The following is a 16,628-nucleotide window of genomic DNA, read 5'->3' as shown; positions in this document are numbered from 1 at the left end:
GTTATGTTTAGCCGATAGACGATTGGGGTGAATAAAGGTTTTCTATTATGGTTCTGTTGAGTCTGTGGCATACTTGACGCCCTTAATCTGATAGTTAGGTGAGTGTTAGTGGCAAAAGGGTTGTTTAAGTCAGGCATGATAGTGAGTGCGATGACAATGTTGTCCCGAATTTTGGGTTTGGTACGCGATGCAGTTGTAGCTAATTTACTGGGCGCAGGGCTCGCAGCAGATGTATTTTTGTTTGCGAATCGGATCCCTAACTTTTTTAGACGCCTCTTTGCCGAAGGGGCATTTGCACAAGCTTTTATCCCTGTACTATCAGAAATTAAAGAAAAGCATGGTGATGATCAGGTACGCGTTTTTGTTGCTCAGGCGGCGGGAACACTAGGAACCATTTTATTACTTGTGACTATTTTTGGGGTGGTAGGCTCACCTGTGATTGCTGCTCTGTTCGGTACAACTTGGTTTATCGATTGGTTGCAAGGGGGCGAAAGTGCGGCCAAATTTACTCTGGCGAGTAACTTACTGAAGTTGACTGTGCCTTATTTGTTCTTTATTTCCATAGTGGCGCTGTGTGGAGCTGTTCTTAATGTTTACAATCGCTTTTCAGTTGCGGCTTTCACGCCCGTATTATTGAATATGAGTTTGATCAGTTGTGCTATCTTCTTACATGACAAATTCGAACAGGGAGCATATGCATTAGCAATCGGTGTGTTCATAGGCGGATTAGTGCAGCTACTATTCCAACTTCCTTTTTTGGGTAAATTGGGAATGTTGTCTAAACCGACTTTTGCTTGGCGAGCGCCAAACGTAGTGAAAGTTCGTAAGCTCATGCTTCCGGCGATATTTGGCGTATCGGTAAGTCAGATAAATCTGTTGCTCGACACGATAATCGCCGCCGCCCTGATGACTGGGTCGATTGCATGGCTTTACTATTCGGACAGACTCATAGAATTTCCGTTAGGGTTGTTCGGTATTGCAATTGCGACTGTAATCTTACCAACGCTTGCCAAATTGCATGCCAATGATAAGTTGGAAGACTTTCAAAAAACGATGGATTGGGGGGTACGCTTTGTTTTGTTATTGGGTATCCCTGCGATGGGTGGACTCATTGTTATCAGCCCTTTAATTATTTCCGTTTTGTTTGGGCACGGAGAGTTCATTAACTCAGAAGTCGACAATGTTGCCGCCGTCAGTGCAGGTGTTACTGCGTATAGTGTAGGACTTGTAAGCTTTATGCTCATTAAGGTGCTGGCCCCTGGCTTTTATGCTCGTCAAGACACCAAAACACCAGTGAAAATTGGTGTAAAAGCTTTGGTGTTAAATATGGTATTTAATTTGGCATTGGCCCCATTTATAGGGTATTTGGGATTGGCTTTGGCGACGTCACTGTCAGCAACTTGCAATGCGCTGTTACTCTACTTGGCACTTCGCAATAATAACATCTACAGGGTTTCACGTTTTACAATATGGTTCGCTTTGAAATCAATTGCAGCGACAATTGTTATGTCCTTTTCTGTTTATTGGTTGGCACAGCAAATAGCTTGGCAGGGAGAAGGTACCCTAGTACAAGTAACCATTCTTGGTGGTTTGTTAGCTGTTGCTATGACACTGTATTTCTCAATAATGTTTATTTTTGGGGTCCGAGTATCGACAATCAAAGAGATCCAGCAACTTGATTAAGAAATAGGGCGGTTGAAACGTGTTCATAGCTCGCATTTCTAGGTAACTTGGGTATAATCGGGCTTTTTGAAGACTCGAGCAAAAAGGCACGCGTTGTATGCAATTGATCAGGGGCATCCATAATATCCGGCCACATCACTATGGTTGTGTGTTAACCATAGGTAATTTCGATGGTGTGCATTTGGGTCATACTGAAGTATTGAAAGGACTTAAGGCGGATGCTGAAAAATACAACTTACCTAGTACTGTGATGTTATTCGAGCCTCAGCCACAGGAATTTTTTATTAAATCCAAGGCGCCGGCTCGCTTAACCAGACTAAGAGACAAACTTGCGCTGTTGACCGATATAGGTATAGATAGGGTGATATGTGTCAGCTTCAATAATAAGTTTTCAAACTTGGAAGCAGAGTATTTTGTTCGAGAAGTTTTATCTCAAAAATTAGGTGTGAAAGCATTAACTGTTGGAGATGATTTCCGTTTTGGAAAGGCGCGCAAAGGCGATTTTTCGATGCTTAGCGAAATTGGTAAAGAGCTTGGCATGCACGTTAAGGATACGCAAAGCTTTCGACAAGAAAACAGTAGAGTGAGTAGTACTTTAATTCGTGCAGCCCTAGCACAAGGGGATGTGGACAAAGCACACGAAATGCTTGGCCATACTTATGCGATTTCTGGGCGAGTTATTCATGGTTGGAAAAAAGGCCGTGAGCTTGGTTTTCGAACCGCAAATGTCGCATTGAAAAGGCAAGTAAGCCCTGTACAAGGGGTTTTTGCAGTTAATGCGTATATAAAAAATGAAGTTTTCAAGGGTGTAGCGAATGTTGGCACTAAGCCTACATTAAACGGCAAACGCGCGTTGCTGGAGGTGCATCTGTTTGATTTTGACCAAAATATCTACGGTCAATTTATAAAAGTGGAGCTTATAAAAAAGCTTCGAGATGAGCAAAAATTTGAGTCATTGGCACATTTGACACAGCAAATCACCGCAGATGTCGATGCAGCCAAAGCAGTATTTTCTAAAATTTAGGTAGCCGAACGGAAAGTAAGTTAAATGAGCGAATACAAACATACTTTGAATTTACCGGAAACACAGTTTCCGATGCGTGGCAATTTGGCACAACGCGAACCCAAAATGCTTAAAAAATGGTATGAACAAGACCTATATGGTCAAATTCGCATTGCGAAAAAAGGTAAAAAGCCATTTATACTGCACGATGGCCCTCCTTATGCGAATGGCAATATTCACTTGGGCCATTCAGTAAACAAGATTTTAAAAGACATTATCATTAAGTCTAAGACGCTGTCAGACTTCGACGCGCCTTACGTACCAGGTTGGGACTGCCACGGCCTTCCAATAGAGCTGATGGTCGAGAAAAAAGTCGGCAAACCAGGCAAAAAAGTCTCTGTTGCTGAGTTTAGAGAGAAATGTCGTGAATATGCACGTAAGCAAGTTGAAGGTCAAAAGACAGACTTTAAACGATTAGGTGTTTTTGGTGATTGGGGTAAGCCTTATCTCACCATGAATTACGATTTTGAAGCGAATGCAATTCGCGTACTTGGTCGTATCATCAAAAATGGCCACTTGCATAAAGGTGCTAAGCCAGTTCACTGGTGTACTGATTGTGGCTCTGCACTTGCTGAAGCAGAAGTTGAATATCAAGATAAACAATCTCCTGCAATTGACGTACGCTTTGAGTTTACAGATGCAAATGCGGTTGAAAATGCATTTGCTTTGGCCGATGGTCATAAAGGTACAGGCACTATTAGTACTGTTATATGGACAACAACGCCTTGGACTTTACCTGCAAACCGCGCTGTGGCAGTGCATGGCGGCCTTGAATATGCGCTTGTTCAAGTTGAAGATGAAGGGAAGGAGCAGCGTCTTGTACTGGGCTCTGAACTAGTAAAAGACGCACTAGATCGTTTTGGCTTCAAGCACTTCCATGTGTTGGGTTACTGTAAAGGTGACGCTCTAGAGAAACTAGAAGTTGCCCATCCGTTTTACGACTTCAATGTACCAGTAATTTTAGGTGAACACGTCACTACAGATTCAGGTACGGGTATCGTTCATACTGCGCCTGGTCACGGTCAAGAAGACTTCGTAGCTGGTCAAGCATATGGACTAGAAGTAGCTAACCCGGTTGGTGCAAATGGTGTGTACTTACCTGATACGCCAATTTTTGCAGGTCAGCACGTATTTAAAGCCAATGCGAATGTCATTGAGCTATTAACGGAAAAAGGTGCGTTAGTACACCACCATGCGTTAACGCATAGCTACCCGCACTGCTGGAGACACAAGACGCCAATTATCTTCCGTGCGACGCCACAATGGTTTGTTAGCATGGACCAAGCCGATCTTCGCAAAGACTCAATGCAAGAAATTGAGAAAACACAGTGGATCCCAGCTTGGGGTGAAAACCGCATCGCAAACATGGTTGAAGGTCGCCCAGATTGGTGTATCTCACGTCAACGTACTTGGGGTGTTCCAATTGCATTATTTGTAGATAAAGATACAGGTGCACTTCACCCAGACACTGAAAGCTTAATTGCAAAAGTGGCAGACTTAGTTGATCAATCTGGTATTCAAGCTTGGTATGACTTAGAGCCAAGCAGTTTACTAAGTGAAGCTGATGCGCAGCAATATGTTAAGGTACAAGATACACTAGACGTTTGGTTTGATTCTGGCGTGACACATGCGTGTGTTGTTGATGCACGTGAGGAGCTGACAGGTCCTGCAGATCTATACCTTGAAGGTTCTGATCAGCATCGTGGTTGGTTTATGTCTTCGATGATGACATCAGTTGCAATTAACGGTCATGCGCCATATAAACAAGTACTGACGCATGGTTTCACAGTTGATGAAAACGGCCGTAAGATGTCAAAGTCTTTAGGCAATGTTATTTCTCCACAAGATATCATGAACAAACTTGGTGCTGACATCTTACGCTTGTGGGTAGCGTCAACAGATTATACTGCTGAAATGACAGTGTCAGACGAGATCTTCAAACGCTCTGCTGATCGTTACCGTCGTATTCGTAACACCAGCCGTTACCTTCTATCTAACTTAAGTGGTTTCAATCCTGAGACAGATTCAGTTGCCATTGAAGACATGGTTGAGCTTGATCGATGGATCGTGGCGCAGGCTGCTGAGCTTCAAAAAGAAATCGTTGAAGCGTATGACAACTATCAAATGTTGGTGGTTACGCAAAAATTGATGAACTTCTGTACAGGAGAACTAGGTTCATTCTACTTAGATGTTATCAAAGACAGACAGTACACCGCTAAGAGTGATAGCCACGCAAGACGTTCTTGTCAAACTGCGCTTTACCATATTGCAGAAGCAATGACTCGCTGGGTGGCTCCAATTTTAAGCTTTACAGCTCAAGAGATCTGGGAAGTATTACCTGGTGAACGTGGTGAGTTTGTATTCACTGACGTATGGTATGAAGGTATCAATGGTGCAACTTGCGGCAAGTTTGACAATGAGTTCTGGCAAGAACTGTTAAACGTACGTGATGAAGTGAATCGTGTAATGGAGAACGCACGTAAAGAAGAAGTGATTGGTGCAACACTCCAAGCTGAAGTTACGCTATACACAGGTGGTGAGCTTGCTGAAAAGCTGCAAGGCTTAGAAGATGAGCTGCGTTTTGTATTATTAACTTCTAAAGCACATGTTGAAGTGGTGACAAGTAAGCCAGAAGATGCAGTGGCTTCTGAAATAGATGGCTTATTTATCAAAGTCGCAGCAACAGATGCCGCTAAGTGTGAGCGTTGTTGGCACCATAGTGAAGATGTAGGTAGCAATGAACAGCACCCTGAGTTGTGTGGTCGTTGTATTACTAATGTCGATGGTGAAGGTGAGCAACGCAAGTTTGCGTAGGAGTTTTAAGTGACCAATTTGACCGAACGTAGTGGTCTAGTGTGGTTATGGTTAAGTCTACTGCTTTTTGCAGTAGACTTTGGTACCAAAGCACTAGTCGTGGCAAATATGAAGCTTTACGATTCTATTGAGTTATTATCATTCTTTAACTTTACTTATATGCACAATTACGGCGCTGCGTTTAGCTTTTTGAGTGAAGCTGGCGGTTGGCAGCGATGGTTTTTGAGCGGGATTGCTGTGGCGATTAGTGTGTTGTTAGTTGTCTGGTTAAAAAACTTGCGAGCAAATAACTGGGTGTTGTGTGGTGCATACTCTCTAGTTTTAGCTGGTGCAATCGGAAATCTCTATGACCGAGTGACGCTAGGCTATGTTGTCGATTTCTTACATTTTTACTATAAAGATTGGCATTACCCAGCATTTAATGTTGCTGACATGGCGATAGTTGGCGGTGCTGGTTTACTTCTATTTGATGCATTTTTCGGTGATAAGACAGATACTCGGGAGACAAAAGCGTGAGTGAACAAGCCATAGGCCCAAAATCAGAAGTGTTATTCCACTATTCAATAAAGTTGGAAGACGGCTCTGCTGCAGACTCAACTAAGGTTGACAATAAGCCTGCAAAGTTATTTATGGGAGATGGAAGCCTCACAGAAAATTTTGAAAGCTGCTTGCTAGGGTTAAAAGAGGGCGATAACAAGTCTTTTGAACTTCAGCCAGAGGATGCTTTTGGAATGCCAAACCCAGATAACATCTATTACCTAGACAGAACTAAATTTGGTACAGATACACCAGCTGAAGTGGGGAGTATTATTGCGTTCACACAGCCAGATGGCACAGAGCTTCCGGGGTTAATCAGAGATGTTGCTGGTGACTCTGTTACGGTTGATTTTAATCATCCGTTGGCTGGACAGGTAGTGACGTTTGAAGTTGATATTCTTGAGGTCCATAACTAATGGAAATATTACTTGCGAACCCACGAGGGTTTTGTGCTGGCGTTGACAGAGCAATCAGCATTGTTGAACGCGCACTGGATATTTTTGAAAAGCCGATATACGTGCGTCATGAAGTTGTACATAACAAGTATGTTGTGGATGGACTGCGCGCGCGAGGTGCGGTATTTGTTGAAGAGCTTCATCAGGTACCGGACGATAGCATTGTCATATTCAGTGCGCACGGTGTTTCGCAGCAGGTAAGACAAGAAGCAAAAAGACGAGAGCTGAAAGTGTTTGACGCAACTTGTCCGCTGGTTACAAAAGTGCATATGGAAGTCACAAGAGCGAGCCGTAAAGGGACGGAATGTATTTTGATTGGCCACCATGGTCACCCTGAAGTTGAAGGGACTATGGGCCAATATGCCAATGCAGATGGCGGCATTTACTTGGTAGAAACACCAGAAGATGTTGGTTCTTTAACTGTCAAAGATCCAAATAATCTTTTCTATTGTAGTCAAACAACGCTTTCAGTGGATGATACGGCTGATGTTATTGAAGCACTTCGTGATAAGTTTCCTGAAATACATGGACCGCGAAAAGATGACATTTGTTATGCGACACAGAATCGTCAAGATGCAGTGCGCGACTTAGCAGATAAAGTCGACTTACTGTTGGTAGTTGGAGCAAGAAATAGCTCAAACTCAAACCGACTGCGTGAGCTAGCTGACAAGATGGGGACTCAAGCTTATCTAATTGACGATGAGAAAAGCATTTCTTCAGAGTGGTTTACCAACGTTAATCGAGTGGGTGTTACCGCAGGTGCTTCGGCGCCAGAAGTACTAGTTCAGCAGGTTATTTCGCATCTCAAGGCGCTTGGTGGCAAAACTGTCGTAGAAAATCCAGGTCAAGAGGAAAACGTTGTTTTTGCAGTGCCTGTGGAACTGAGATAAGTTATGACTCCATGGGTTAATTCATCGACAATTGACCATGGTTTACTTAAGGCGATGCTTACTGAGCGAGGCATCTTAGCGATGATTATTGGCTCGCAAGCCGTCGCCTTTATTTATACTTTGTCTAGTGGCAAAGACTTTTGGCTAAGTTTAGGGTTAGTCAGTTTATTTACCCACGCTAATGCATTTATCACACTCGCACTTATCGCCTTAGTGGCTCGGCTAATCGAAGCGCTTAACTTTAAAACGGAGCTTGGGATCACGCTGTTCTCATTTCAGTCGGTGTGTTTTATTACCAGTATATTCGTGCAATATTCTGTTTTCTCTCCGGTTACTCCTATAGATTGGCAATTTGTTTTAAACAACAGCGCAATTTGTGGCTTTGTCGTTATCTTGTTATTGCATTTTATGGCGATTTATATCGATAACTTAAACACCATAGCCCATGCTGCGAATGCTGAGCTCGAGGCACTACAAGCGCGCATACGCCCGCACTTTCTGCATAACGCGTTAAATACACTTGCGGAACTGTGCCATGAAAATCCAGATGCAGCAGAAGAAGCAGCATTAACAATGGCAAAACTGATGCAAGTTGCATTTGCCAGTGGTAAAAAGCACAGCCTAGCGCAAGAAATATCCTTGACTCGTGGTTACTTAACCATTGAAAAGTATCGTTTCGAGCATCGCTTAAATGTGCAATGGCAGGTAGAGGGTGTAGACATGAGTGCTATGGTCCCAGCCTTAATTATTCAGCCTCTTGTAGAAAATGCGGTGGTGCATGGTATTGAGCCGCAAGTCGTGGGCGGTGTAATAGAGATTAGCATTGCGCAAAACGAATACAAATTAGTCATTAAGGTGACTAACCCGTACAATGCGCATTCGAAATCTCGATCAGGGCAAGGTATTGCCTTAAATAATATTCGCAGGCGCTTGCTCATATACTTTGGCTCAGAAGCGACTTTGAACACATCGCAAAAAAGTGCTAGATTCTCCACAACTGTGATGCTTCCGCTAGGAGCTTTGAATGAAATATCTGGTAGTCGATGACGAACCAATCGCAAGACGCAGAGTAAGACGATTATTTAGTGACTATGATACCTTTGAATGTGTCGGTGAGGCAGCTGATAGCCAACAAGCAATTGCACTAGCAGGGCAGTATCAGCCAGATCTGGCTGTTTTAGACATTTCAATGCCTGGTATGGACGGCCTAGAATTGGGAAAGCATCTTCGAGAAGCACACCCTGATATTAAGTTAATATATGTGACTGCGTATCCAGAGCACGCTTTGAAGGCGTATCAAGTATATGCCTCCGGTTACTTAGTTAAACCCATAGCGCAACAACAACTCGATGAATTATTGAATCACATATTTCCAAATTCTTTGGCTAAGTTGCAGTTTCAAGTTGGACATGACATACGATGGGTCAACGTTGCAGATATTATCATCGCACAAACTGACGACAGGTACACACATATATATTTTGGTAGCGGCGATGCACTCATCGACATACCTTTAAAAAAGTTGCTTGCAGACTATCCGACACACTTTGTTCAGGTGCACAGAAATACAATTGTTAAGAAAGCGAGTATCGTTAAGTTAGAAAGTACAGCTGGTGCACATAAGGTCGTTTTGGATGGTGTGGACGAACCTGTACAAGTGAGTCGAAGGGCTTACTCGAGTCTAAAATCACTGTATTAACCATTGACCCACATTGATTGACCGTTCAATCACATTGGTGTTTGGTTAGTGAAAAAAATCGATACTATATACCATACAGCATAGATTGAGTTTTTTTCATGAGTAGATTGTTTCCAAAAGTTAACCAATCTGGATTCACCCTGTTGGAGGTCGTGATAGCCTTCATGGTGCTCAGTTTTGGGCTGCTTGGTGCTGTTGCTCTACAAGCAAAGGCGAAACAGGCCAGCTTTGATTCTATGCAACGCGCAGCGGCGGTGGCACTGGCTGGTGATATAATGCAGCGAATTCGCTCAAATGACACATCTAGTCTGATAGACCACTACGGCGGGGCGTTCACTAGTCAAACTCAACTCGCAAGTGATTTAACGTGCTTCTCCAATTTTTGTAATAACCAAGCGATAGCAAATCTAGACAAAGAGCAGTGGAAACAGGCAATTCGTGCGAAAGAAAACACCGGCTCGTTAGATGACACGACAGTATGTATAACTCCCATACGAGACGGCGATGGGTTTGATGTAACGGTGACGGTAGCTTGGGTCGGTAGGCAAGCGATTAAAGCGAATAACAACACTAATGCTATTAATTGTGGTACGAAAGACGACTACCGCAGACTCGTGTCGATTTCCAGCTTTGTTTTGGTACGGAGTTAATATGCGCCAACGTGGTTTTACATTAGTTGAAATCTTGATCTCACTTTTTATAGGGGCAATTTTGCTCGGGGGAGTTGTTGCCACTTATGTGAGTATGCGCGTAACCACAAAAGACACCATGGCGATTGGTGAACTACAAGAAATTGGCCGCCTATCTTTAACCCTGTTACGTAGAGACTTAGAGCAAGTTGGTTTTTGGGGCACATTTTATGACCAAGGTTTTAGTAGCAACAACTCCTTTGGTCCTGCAAATCCGCCAGGAGACTGTTTTGGTGGCTTGAACAACGGCAGTTTTCCAGCTGTCATTCCCACTAACTTTAGACCTATCTATGCTGACTATACGACAACAGGTAATGCACTAAGCTGCATTTCAGGAGCCAAAAAAAATACTGAATTACTCCAGCTTAAATTCTTGGAAGGAGATCAAATTACCAATGGCGTGGTAGACCAAAACAAATACTACTTCATAGCGCAGCAAGAACAGGCACAGTTTTTATCTGGACCTAATTTTACGGGTTTACCAAATGTTAATGCGACGCTTTGGCCATACAGTCATCATGTTTATTTTATCGAAGAGCAACTTATTACCTTGAATAATCAGAAGGTGACTGTTCCCGTTTTACGAAGAAAACGATTAACAGTTAACGGGGATATGACAACAGAAACAGTCATTGAAGGCGTTGAAGATATCCGATATTTGTTTGGTATTGATATTGATGGTGATAGCAGAGTAGATAGCTATCGTAGCGTTGATAATATGACTGCGAGTGATTGGGAGCGCTCTGAAGGTGTATTAACGGTTCAGGTCATAGTACTCGTTAGATCGTTGGAGCCAGACCCAGGCATAAAATTAAAGAATCAAACTTATACGTTAGGGAATGATGGAGATAAGGTCGTTCATAACTTTTCTGACAACTACCGACGTACAGTGTTTTCGACCACAGTGCAACTTTATAATATGGGGTCATCGGCATGGTAAATAAACGTAATCAGCAGGGGATGGTATTGATTGTATCTATGGTGCTTATCGTTGCGGTGACGAGTGTTGCTGTGACTCTGATGAGCAGCAGTACCATTGATATAAAAATAACTAACGCTGCACAAGAACGTGAAGCTGCGGAAGCGTATCTAATGGGAGAAGTACAAAGGTTGGTTAAAGATCAAAAGCAACTTTTCGGTGTAAGTAAATTCCACTTTACCAATGGCCAAATTGATGCAAATGATGATGGCGTGCACAAGTTTAAGGGCCAAGACCTAAACACTAAAATTGACTTTGAGTTGAAAAATTTAAACCAAGGTCAGCTAGAGGTCCCTTGCCCCAGAATTTACAGTTACACCGAGGGTGTCGTATGTAACATGACTGAGCTAAAGAGCTCAATTGAGTATGGCGACCAAGGAAGACACACAGTCACAGTTATCATCGGCATTGGACAAGAAATTAATGATGTGACGGTGAACCAATGATGCTTAAGAAACTAATTACTTTCATATGCTTAATTTTTCTTGCGCCGGTATTTGCCGAGGATATTGAGTTATATGTAAAACACGATGTAGGTGGAACTGAGAAGTCTCGCGTAATTTTGATCTTTGATACATCGGGAAGTATGGCCTGGGATGTGAACGATGGACAACGTTGTTACGAATACAAAAACTTTAGAATACGCTCAGTAGATTGCTTTGATACATCAAAAACAAATAAGCGATGTTATAAATACAGAAATGGTAGATACCGCTCTTCAAATTGTGGTGACAGCCGATTAAAAGTTGCTAAAGATGCAATGGTATCTCTGGTTGAAGACAATAAGGATTTTGACTTTGGCCTAATGCGATTGTATTCCAGTTCGGGTGGCTATGTCTTGAACGGTCTTGGGGCAGATCCCAGTGTTGTGGTTAGTAAAATTAACAGCCTGCGTGCCAGTGGTAATACACCTTTATCAGAAACTCTGTGGGAGGCTTACTTATACCTAACTGGAAGGGCTATCGACTACGGCTACAATGGCGGTAACAATAGAGATAAATCAATAGAGTCAAACGGTAACTATAAGTCTCCTTTTGCACCTGTTGTTGGTGAACCTGAAAGATGTGATACGTCGATTAACATCATCTTAATGACAGATGGTGACCCTACTGGTGATAGCGGTAAAAACAGCGCTATCAGCCAAACTTATTACAATACCTTTGATTCTTACCCAAGCCGAGTATCGAACAACTATTTAAACTCTTTAGCGAAAATAATGAGAGGTTCGCAAGATAAACAGGTTGACTTATACCCAACGACCGCAGACAAGCAAGATTTTGCGCGTGTATATACCATCGGGTTTGGTACGGGCATGTCTAACTCAGGTAAAACGCTGTTAGAGAAAACGGGTAAAGTAGATGGTGGCGGAGATTATTTGCACGCAAATACGGCTTCTCAGCTATCCAACGCACTCAAGTTAACTATCTCGAAGATACGTGAGCAAAGCGACAGCTTTTCTGCGCCATCGGTTTCTACTAGCAGCTCAGATTTGAGTCGCAGTGGTGACTCAGTTTACTTTACTATGTTCTACCCAGAAACACATACTCGTTGGACCGGGAATTTGAAAAAGCTCAAGGTGACTGGCGGAATTGTTCATGGTATGGGGAGCACTGCGAATGCCATTAATGATAAGGGCCAAATTGGCAAAAGCGTGACTACATTTTGGTCTGAATCTGGCAGTAAAGATGGCAATGTAGTTTTAGAAGGGGGTATCAACTATCAGCTTTCGAATCGCCAGACTAATCGAAAAATCTACTCGGATTTTGGTAAAGGTAAACTTTACAACTTTGATTACAACACGGCTCTAAATGCGCACCAAGGTTCGTTGTCCAACCTCGCTACTAAGTTTGCAACCTCGGGCTCACAAATCTCAAACACCATTAATTGGTCGCGAGGACAAGATGTTGATGATGCCGACGGTGATAACAGCCGTACTGACCGAAGAAAAGATATTTTTGGTGACCCCTTACATTCACGCCCTGTAAGCATAGATTACGGTAACGGTGATTTACGCGTTATTGTTGGTACCAATGCAGGCTTTTTACATATGTTTAAGGACAATGGCAACACGGTCACTGAGAGCTGGGCCTTCATACCTGACTCATTATTGGACATATTAAAGCCCCTAAAAGATCGTAAAAGAGACACCAAACTATATGGAATGGATGGCCCTATTACAGTGTACTTTTGGGACAAAAACGACAGTGGTGTCGTAGATTCTGGAGAAAAAGTTTGGTTGATCGCAGGTATGCGTCGCGGTGGCAATGAATATTACGCATTTGATATCACCGTACCCGATTTACCAAAACTGATGTGGGGTGGGCCGATTAAAGGAGGCAGTGGTACTTTTGCGGAATTAGGGCAAACTTGGTCTAAGCCTATCGTATCGTTTATTACGGCACAACCAGATAAGCCGGTGCTGATATTTGGTGCAGGCTACGACACTAATAAAGACAATGTCGCTTTTTCAGAGGATAGTAAGGGCCGTGGATTATATATTGTAGACCTACAAAGTGGTAACCCTGTTTGGTCATTGACGCCTGCTACTGGTTTCAAAGGAAAACACAGTATTGCAGCGGATGTGAGCGTACTGGACTCTGACTATGACGGCTTTATCGATCGAATATACGCGTCAGACACGGGAGGTGGAATTTGGCGAGTAGATATTCCCAGTGCGAAACCGGATGACAGAGATGCGCCTTGGACGCACTTTATGTTCGCCAATTTGAGCGGTGCTCAAGACAACCAAAAAAGACGCTTTTTTTACCGCCCAATGATAGCAAGAACTTATTTTAGTAAAGTCACCTTGGAAAATGTGGATGGTAAAATTACGAAAATTCGCAGAGATGTCCCCTATGAAGGGATCCTGATTGGGAGTGGTAACCGCGCTAAACCGACCTCGACCTTTGTCAAAAATTTCTTGTTTATGTTGCGCGATGAAAACACCAAAACAAAGTCCTTTAAAGCTGGAAGTGTACCGGCGACTATTCGTACTGATCAGCTGTTAGATGTTACCAACGACCCTTTTAAGGCGAACCTGAGTAGCTATGACAACTTTACGGATAAAGAAGCAGAACTTGGTAGTGCGAAAGGGTGGCGCATTGCGTTGGGATCTGGAGAAAAGTCGTTGTCAGCTGCAACGGCCATTGGTGGGCTAGCATATTTTACTTCCTTTTCTCCAACAACGGTATCAGAAAACCAATGTAGCATCGGAGAAGGGACTGGGTACCTTTACATCGTACATTTACATTATGGCATGCAGGTATTTCAAAAACGCCGATATCGTACGACTGCAACGTTACCAGATACACCTAGAACACACTATGATGTATACGTCGATCCAAACACGAATAAAAAGTCGGTCAAAGCTAAAATTATTAGCCCAACTGTTATCAAAGAAGATGCGGTAGATGAAATGTTTGGGGGTAATCCTGCTGACGGCATAACACCGCAGCGTTTAGAGCCACCGGGTGTCTATAAAAATAAAGATGGCTCGGCAAATGTACCAGGCGTATCGTCGCTAGAGATTACGTATGAAACAAGGCAATTGTTTATCTATAAGAAAGAAGACAATGATGAAAAATAGAGAAAGATCGGCTAAAGGGTTTACCCTGATTGAGTTGATGATAGTGGTGGCGATACTAGGTATTTTGGCGACACTGGCTTACCCGAATTACCAAGGGTATTTACAGCGTGGTGCTAGAGCTGAGGCGATGACGATATTGCTTGATGCCGCCAATAAACAAGAGCAGTATTTTGTTGATAATAGAGAATACGCGAGTAGTCTGTCTGATATTGGTGTTCCAACAACGAGCGGCAATGGTTACTTTAATATTACAGTTACTTTGGCTAATGGCGGTTATACGTTGACAGCAACAGCTGCCAACGGGCCTGTAAAGGGTGATCTTGTGTGTACGAGTTTGTCTCTGAATAATTTGGGCATTAAGTCCATAACGGGGACAGGCAGCGTTGACCAATGTTGGGAGCGTTAATTGCAAAGCCGAGTGTCTTTTAAAGTAGTTCGCCCTGTCACACTAAGTGAGAGGGCTTTACCTGACTTAGAGCCATCGCGATGCTGGATGCAATAAACAAATGTGCCATTGGCCAGCCCCCAAGTCGACCCAGTATGTTTGAATATAACAGCGTGTCTTGGGTAGGTTAGTTCATCTACTGTCGGAATACGCCCTATCACTCGCAGTTTAACATCTTGACTATCAAATTCCCGTAGCCGACCTCTATCGATAAAAATTGTTAGTTCTTTATGCCACACAGAACGTGTACATCGATTTTTTAATAGTGGACATAAGGTAATCCGCTCACCGCTGTAAATAGCTTTTAGCCTCGCATAGCTAATAGCTCTGTCTATGGATATGAGCATCCTCTTTGGCCTATCAATAATTAACATCTCCGAAAGTGACGGTATACCCATAGCAATCAAAACGGCGCTTATTAGGCCTACGACAATAAGTTCGAAGAGAGAAAACCCTCGCATTGCAAGCCTGAAAGGCTTTTTCATAACGGCTCTCCTTGCCGAATAAAAGATGACCTAGTTAGATGAATATCACACTAGGTATATAGAGTTAGCCAACACTGGCTAGAACTAAGTGGGTATATGAGGTGAAAGTATTATATTGCGCAGACTTTCAAGTGGCCAAGATACAAACTATGCGCTTTGGCAAAAGCATATTCTTATTGTGTAATGAAGTATGGATGCTTATTTAATGAATGAGTTAATGTATATATAAAGGGGCACGGTAGTCAGAGTGGGCCTGACAAGTTGTACCCTTCATCGTATTAAAGGGTGCAATTGTTTGTTGTATTCCCTGTGTACAATGCGGTGCCTGCTTGGGTAATACTTAGGCTTTGGTTTTGTGCATTTGCGCCATTTGGGCAATACACAAAATCACCATTTTGACCGTTACCTAGTCTGCCACTAGAGTCAAACTTTAAAGAGGCAACTGGGTAGTTAAGCGTGTCATTTGTGCTGACTTTTTCCATGACTCTTAGTAAGTCATCACTACTTGTAGAGTAAGTACCGTTGTTATCTCTATCTAAAAAAATAACAATTCGATTGGTTTTCCAGTTAGTTGTACAAGTAAAGTCTTGATTAGCTATGAGTAAGCTCTCTATAGCTGGGCAAATAATGACGATTTCATCACTGGCTGTGGCCTTAGCTCGTGCAAATGTCACGCTACGTTTTAACTCAAGCAAAAAACTTTCTGCTCGATTGTCTTGGAAGGTGGAATGTGTAAATGAGTAAGTTAAACCCGCAAGAACGCCTAAAATAGCGATTGTAATTAACAGTTCAAGTAAGCTCATGCCCCGTTGATGCTGCATATTAAGCTCCTGATACACGTAATTGAGATACTTTATATTGCGCCTTTTCAATATTTTATTCAATACCTTTGTTTGCCTTGCTTGGCCCTATTGTCTAAAATCGACGCACTACCAGAGGAAGCATGATAATCATGAAAAAGATTGAAGCAATAATTAAACCATTTAAGTTGGATGATGTAAGGGAAGCGCTGTCTGATATTGGCATCACAGGTATGACAGTGTGTGAAGTCAAAGGCTTTGGACGCCAAAAAGGTCATACGGAGTTATATCGTGGTGCAGAGTACATGGTAGACTTTTTACCTAAAGTAAAACTCGATATTGTGCTTGCAGAAGAAGACGTCGACAGGGCGATTGATGTGATACTAAAGACTGCACAAACAGGAAAAATTGGTGACGGAAAGATATTCGTTACAGAAGTTGAGCGTGTGGTTAGGATCCGTACAGGTGAAGAAGACGAAGAAGCAATCTAGCCGTCGTCAAAG

At 42.8% G+C, this 16,628-nt stretch carries 16 protein-coding genes; 14 read left to right on the top strand and 2 right to left on the bottom strand.

Annotation, left to right across the window (positions count from 1 at the left end; all coding sequences use genetic code 11):
- Positions 1 to 108 precede the first annotated feature (108 nt).
- The 13 genes from murJ to N482_RS15735 all read left to right on the top strand — a co-directional run bounded on the left by murJ (position 109) and on the right by N482_RS15735 (position 14,801).
- On the top strand, positions 109 to 1,683 hold the full coding sequence (gene murJ / locus N482_RS15795) for a murein biosynthesis integral membrane protein MurJ (protein WP_269202116.1): 1,575 nt from the start codon (positions 109 to 111) through the stop codon (positions 1,681 to 1,683).
- Positions 1,684 to 1,780: 97 nt separating this feature from the next.
- Complete coding sequence (ribF, locus tag N482_RS15790) at positions 1,781 to 2,707, top strand: bifunctional riboflavin kinase/FAD synthetase (protein ID WP_063377944.1); 927 nt, start codon at positions 1,781 to 1,783, stop codon at positions 2,705 to 2,707.
- Between the two features lie 24 nt (positions 2,708 to 2,731).
- Entirely contained in the window at positions 2,732 to 5,560 is a 2,829-nt protein-coding gene (ileS, locus tag N482_RS15785) for an isoleucine--tRNA ligase (RefSeq protein WP_063377943.1), read from the top strand.
- Between the two features lie 9 nt (positions 5,561 to 5,569).
- Positions 5,570 to 6,076 (top strand): signal peptidase II, encoded by a 507-nt coding sequence (gene lspA / locus N482_RS15780; RefSeq protein WP_063377942.1) that lies wholly within the window; start codon positions 5,570 to 5,572, stop codon positions 6,074 to 6,076.
- Positions 6,073 to 6,513 carry an FKBP-type peptidyl-prolyl cis-trans isomerase gene (gene fkpB, locus N482_RS15775; RefSeq protein ID WP_063377941.1) on the top strand — a complete coding sequence of 147 codons (441 nt, stop codon included), beginning with the start codon at positions 6,073 to 6,075 and terminating at the stop codon, positions 6,511 to 6,513. The genes lspA and fkpB overlap by 4 nt, the downstream gene beginning before the upstream one ends.
- Positions 6,513 to 7,442 carry a 4-hydroxy-3-methylbut-2-enyl diphosphate reductase gene (gene ispH, locus N482_RS15770; protein ID WP_063377940.1) on the top strand — a complete coding sequence of 310 codons (930 nt, stop codon included), beginning with the start codon at positions 6,513 to 6,515 and terminating at the stop codon, positions 7,440 to 7,442. Before fkpB ends, ispH begins: the two co-directional genes overlap by 1 nt.
- Positions 7,443 to 7,445: 3 nt before the next feature.
- The gene (locus N482_RS15765) at positions 7,446 to 8,489 is read left to right on the top strand and encodes a sensor histidine kinase (RefSeq protein ID WP_063377939.1); all 1,044 of its coding nucleotides are present in this window, start codon (positions 7,446 to 7,448) and stop codon (positions 8,487 to 8,489) included.
- On the top strand, positions 8,467 to 9,141 hold the full coding sequence (locus tag N482_RS15760) for a LytR/AlgR family response regulator transcription factor (RefSeq protein WP_063377938.1): 675 nt from the start codon (positions 8,467 to 8,469) through the stop codon (positions 9,139 to 9,141). Before N482_RS15765 ends, N482_RS15760 begins: the two co-directional genes overlap by 23 nt.
- A 98-nt stretch (positions 9,142 to 9,239) precedes the next feature.
- Complete coding sequence (gene pilV, locus N482_RS15755; protein WP_063377937.1) at positions 9,240 to 9,791, top strand: type IV pilus modification protein PilV; 552 nt, start codon at positions 9,240 to 9,242, stop codon at positions 9,789 to 9,791.
- A gap of 1 nt (position 9,792) precedes the next feature.
- Complete coding sequence (locus N482_RS15750; RefSeq protein WP_063377936.1) at positions 9,793 to 10,770, top strand: PilW family protein; 978 nt, start codon at positions 9,793 to 9,795, stop codon at positions 10,768 to 10,770.
- Complete coding sequence (locus N482_RS15745) at positions 10,764 to 11,255, top strand: pilus assembly PilX family protein (protein WP_063377935.1); 492 nt, start codon at positions 10,764 to 10,766, stop codon at positions 11,253 to 11,255. The genes N482_RS15750 and N482_RS15745 overlap by 7 nt, the downstream gene beginning before the upstream one ends.
- The gene (locus N482_RS15740) at positions 11,252 to 14,395 is read left to right on the top strand and encodes a pilus assembly protein (protein WP_063377934.1); all 3,144 of its coding nucleotides are present in this window, start codon (positions 11,252 to 11,254) and stop codon (positions 14,393 to 14,395) included. The genes N482_RS15745 and N482_RS15740 overlap by 4 nt, the downstream gene beginning before the upstream one ends.
- A complete protein-coding gene (locus tag N482_RS15735; protein WP_231100876.1) occupies positions 14,385 to 14,801 on the top strand; it encodes a type IV pilin protein in 417 nt (138 codons plus the stop codon). Before N482_RS15740 ends, N482_RS15735 begins: the two co-directional genes overlap by 11 nt.
- Here the strand turns inward: N482_RS15735 and N482_RS15730 are convergent.
- Together N482_RS15730 and N482_RS15725 are read right to left on the bottom strand one after the other, a co-directional pair.
- The gene (locus N482_RS15730) at positions 14,798 to 15,325 is read right to left on the bottom strand and encodes a GspH/FimT family pseudopilin (RefSeq protein ID WP_081227990.1); all 528 of its coding nucleotides are present in this window, start codon (positions 15,323 to 15,325) and stop codon (positions 14,798 to 14,800) included. The genes N482_RS15735 and N482_RS15730 overlap by 4 nt on opposite strands.
- A 278-nt stretch (positions 15,326 to 15,603) precedes the next feature.
- Positions 15,604 to 16,146, bottom strand: coding sequence for a GspH/FimT family pseudopilin (locus N482_RS15725; protein WP_081227988.1), 543 nt, complete (start codon positions 16,144 to 16,146; stop codon positions 15,604 to 15,606).
- Positions 16,147 to 16,277: 131 nt separating this feature from the next.
- On the opposite strand from N482_RS15725, the gene glnB reads away from it, so the two are divergent.
- Positions 16,278 to 16,616: a nitrogen regulatory protein P-II gene (gene glnB / locus N482_RS15720; protein WP_010382451.1), complete on the top strand. Its 339-nt coding sequence runs from the start codon at positions 16,278 to 16,280 to the stop codon at positions 16,614 to 16,616.
- Positions 16,617 to 16,628 lie beyond the last annotated feature (12 nt).

The organism is Pseudoalteromonas luteoviolacea NCIMB 1942 (assembly GCF_001625595.1).
Classification (GTDB): Bacteria; Pseudomonadota; Gammaproteobacteria; order Enterobacterales; family Alteromonadaceae; genus Pseudoalteromonas; species Pseudoalteromonas luteoviolacea_A.
The sequence above is the reverse complement of the archived record's forward strand: the minus strand, read 5'-3'. Positions and strand labels throughout refer to the sequence as shown.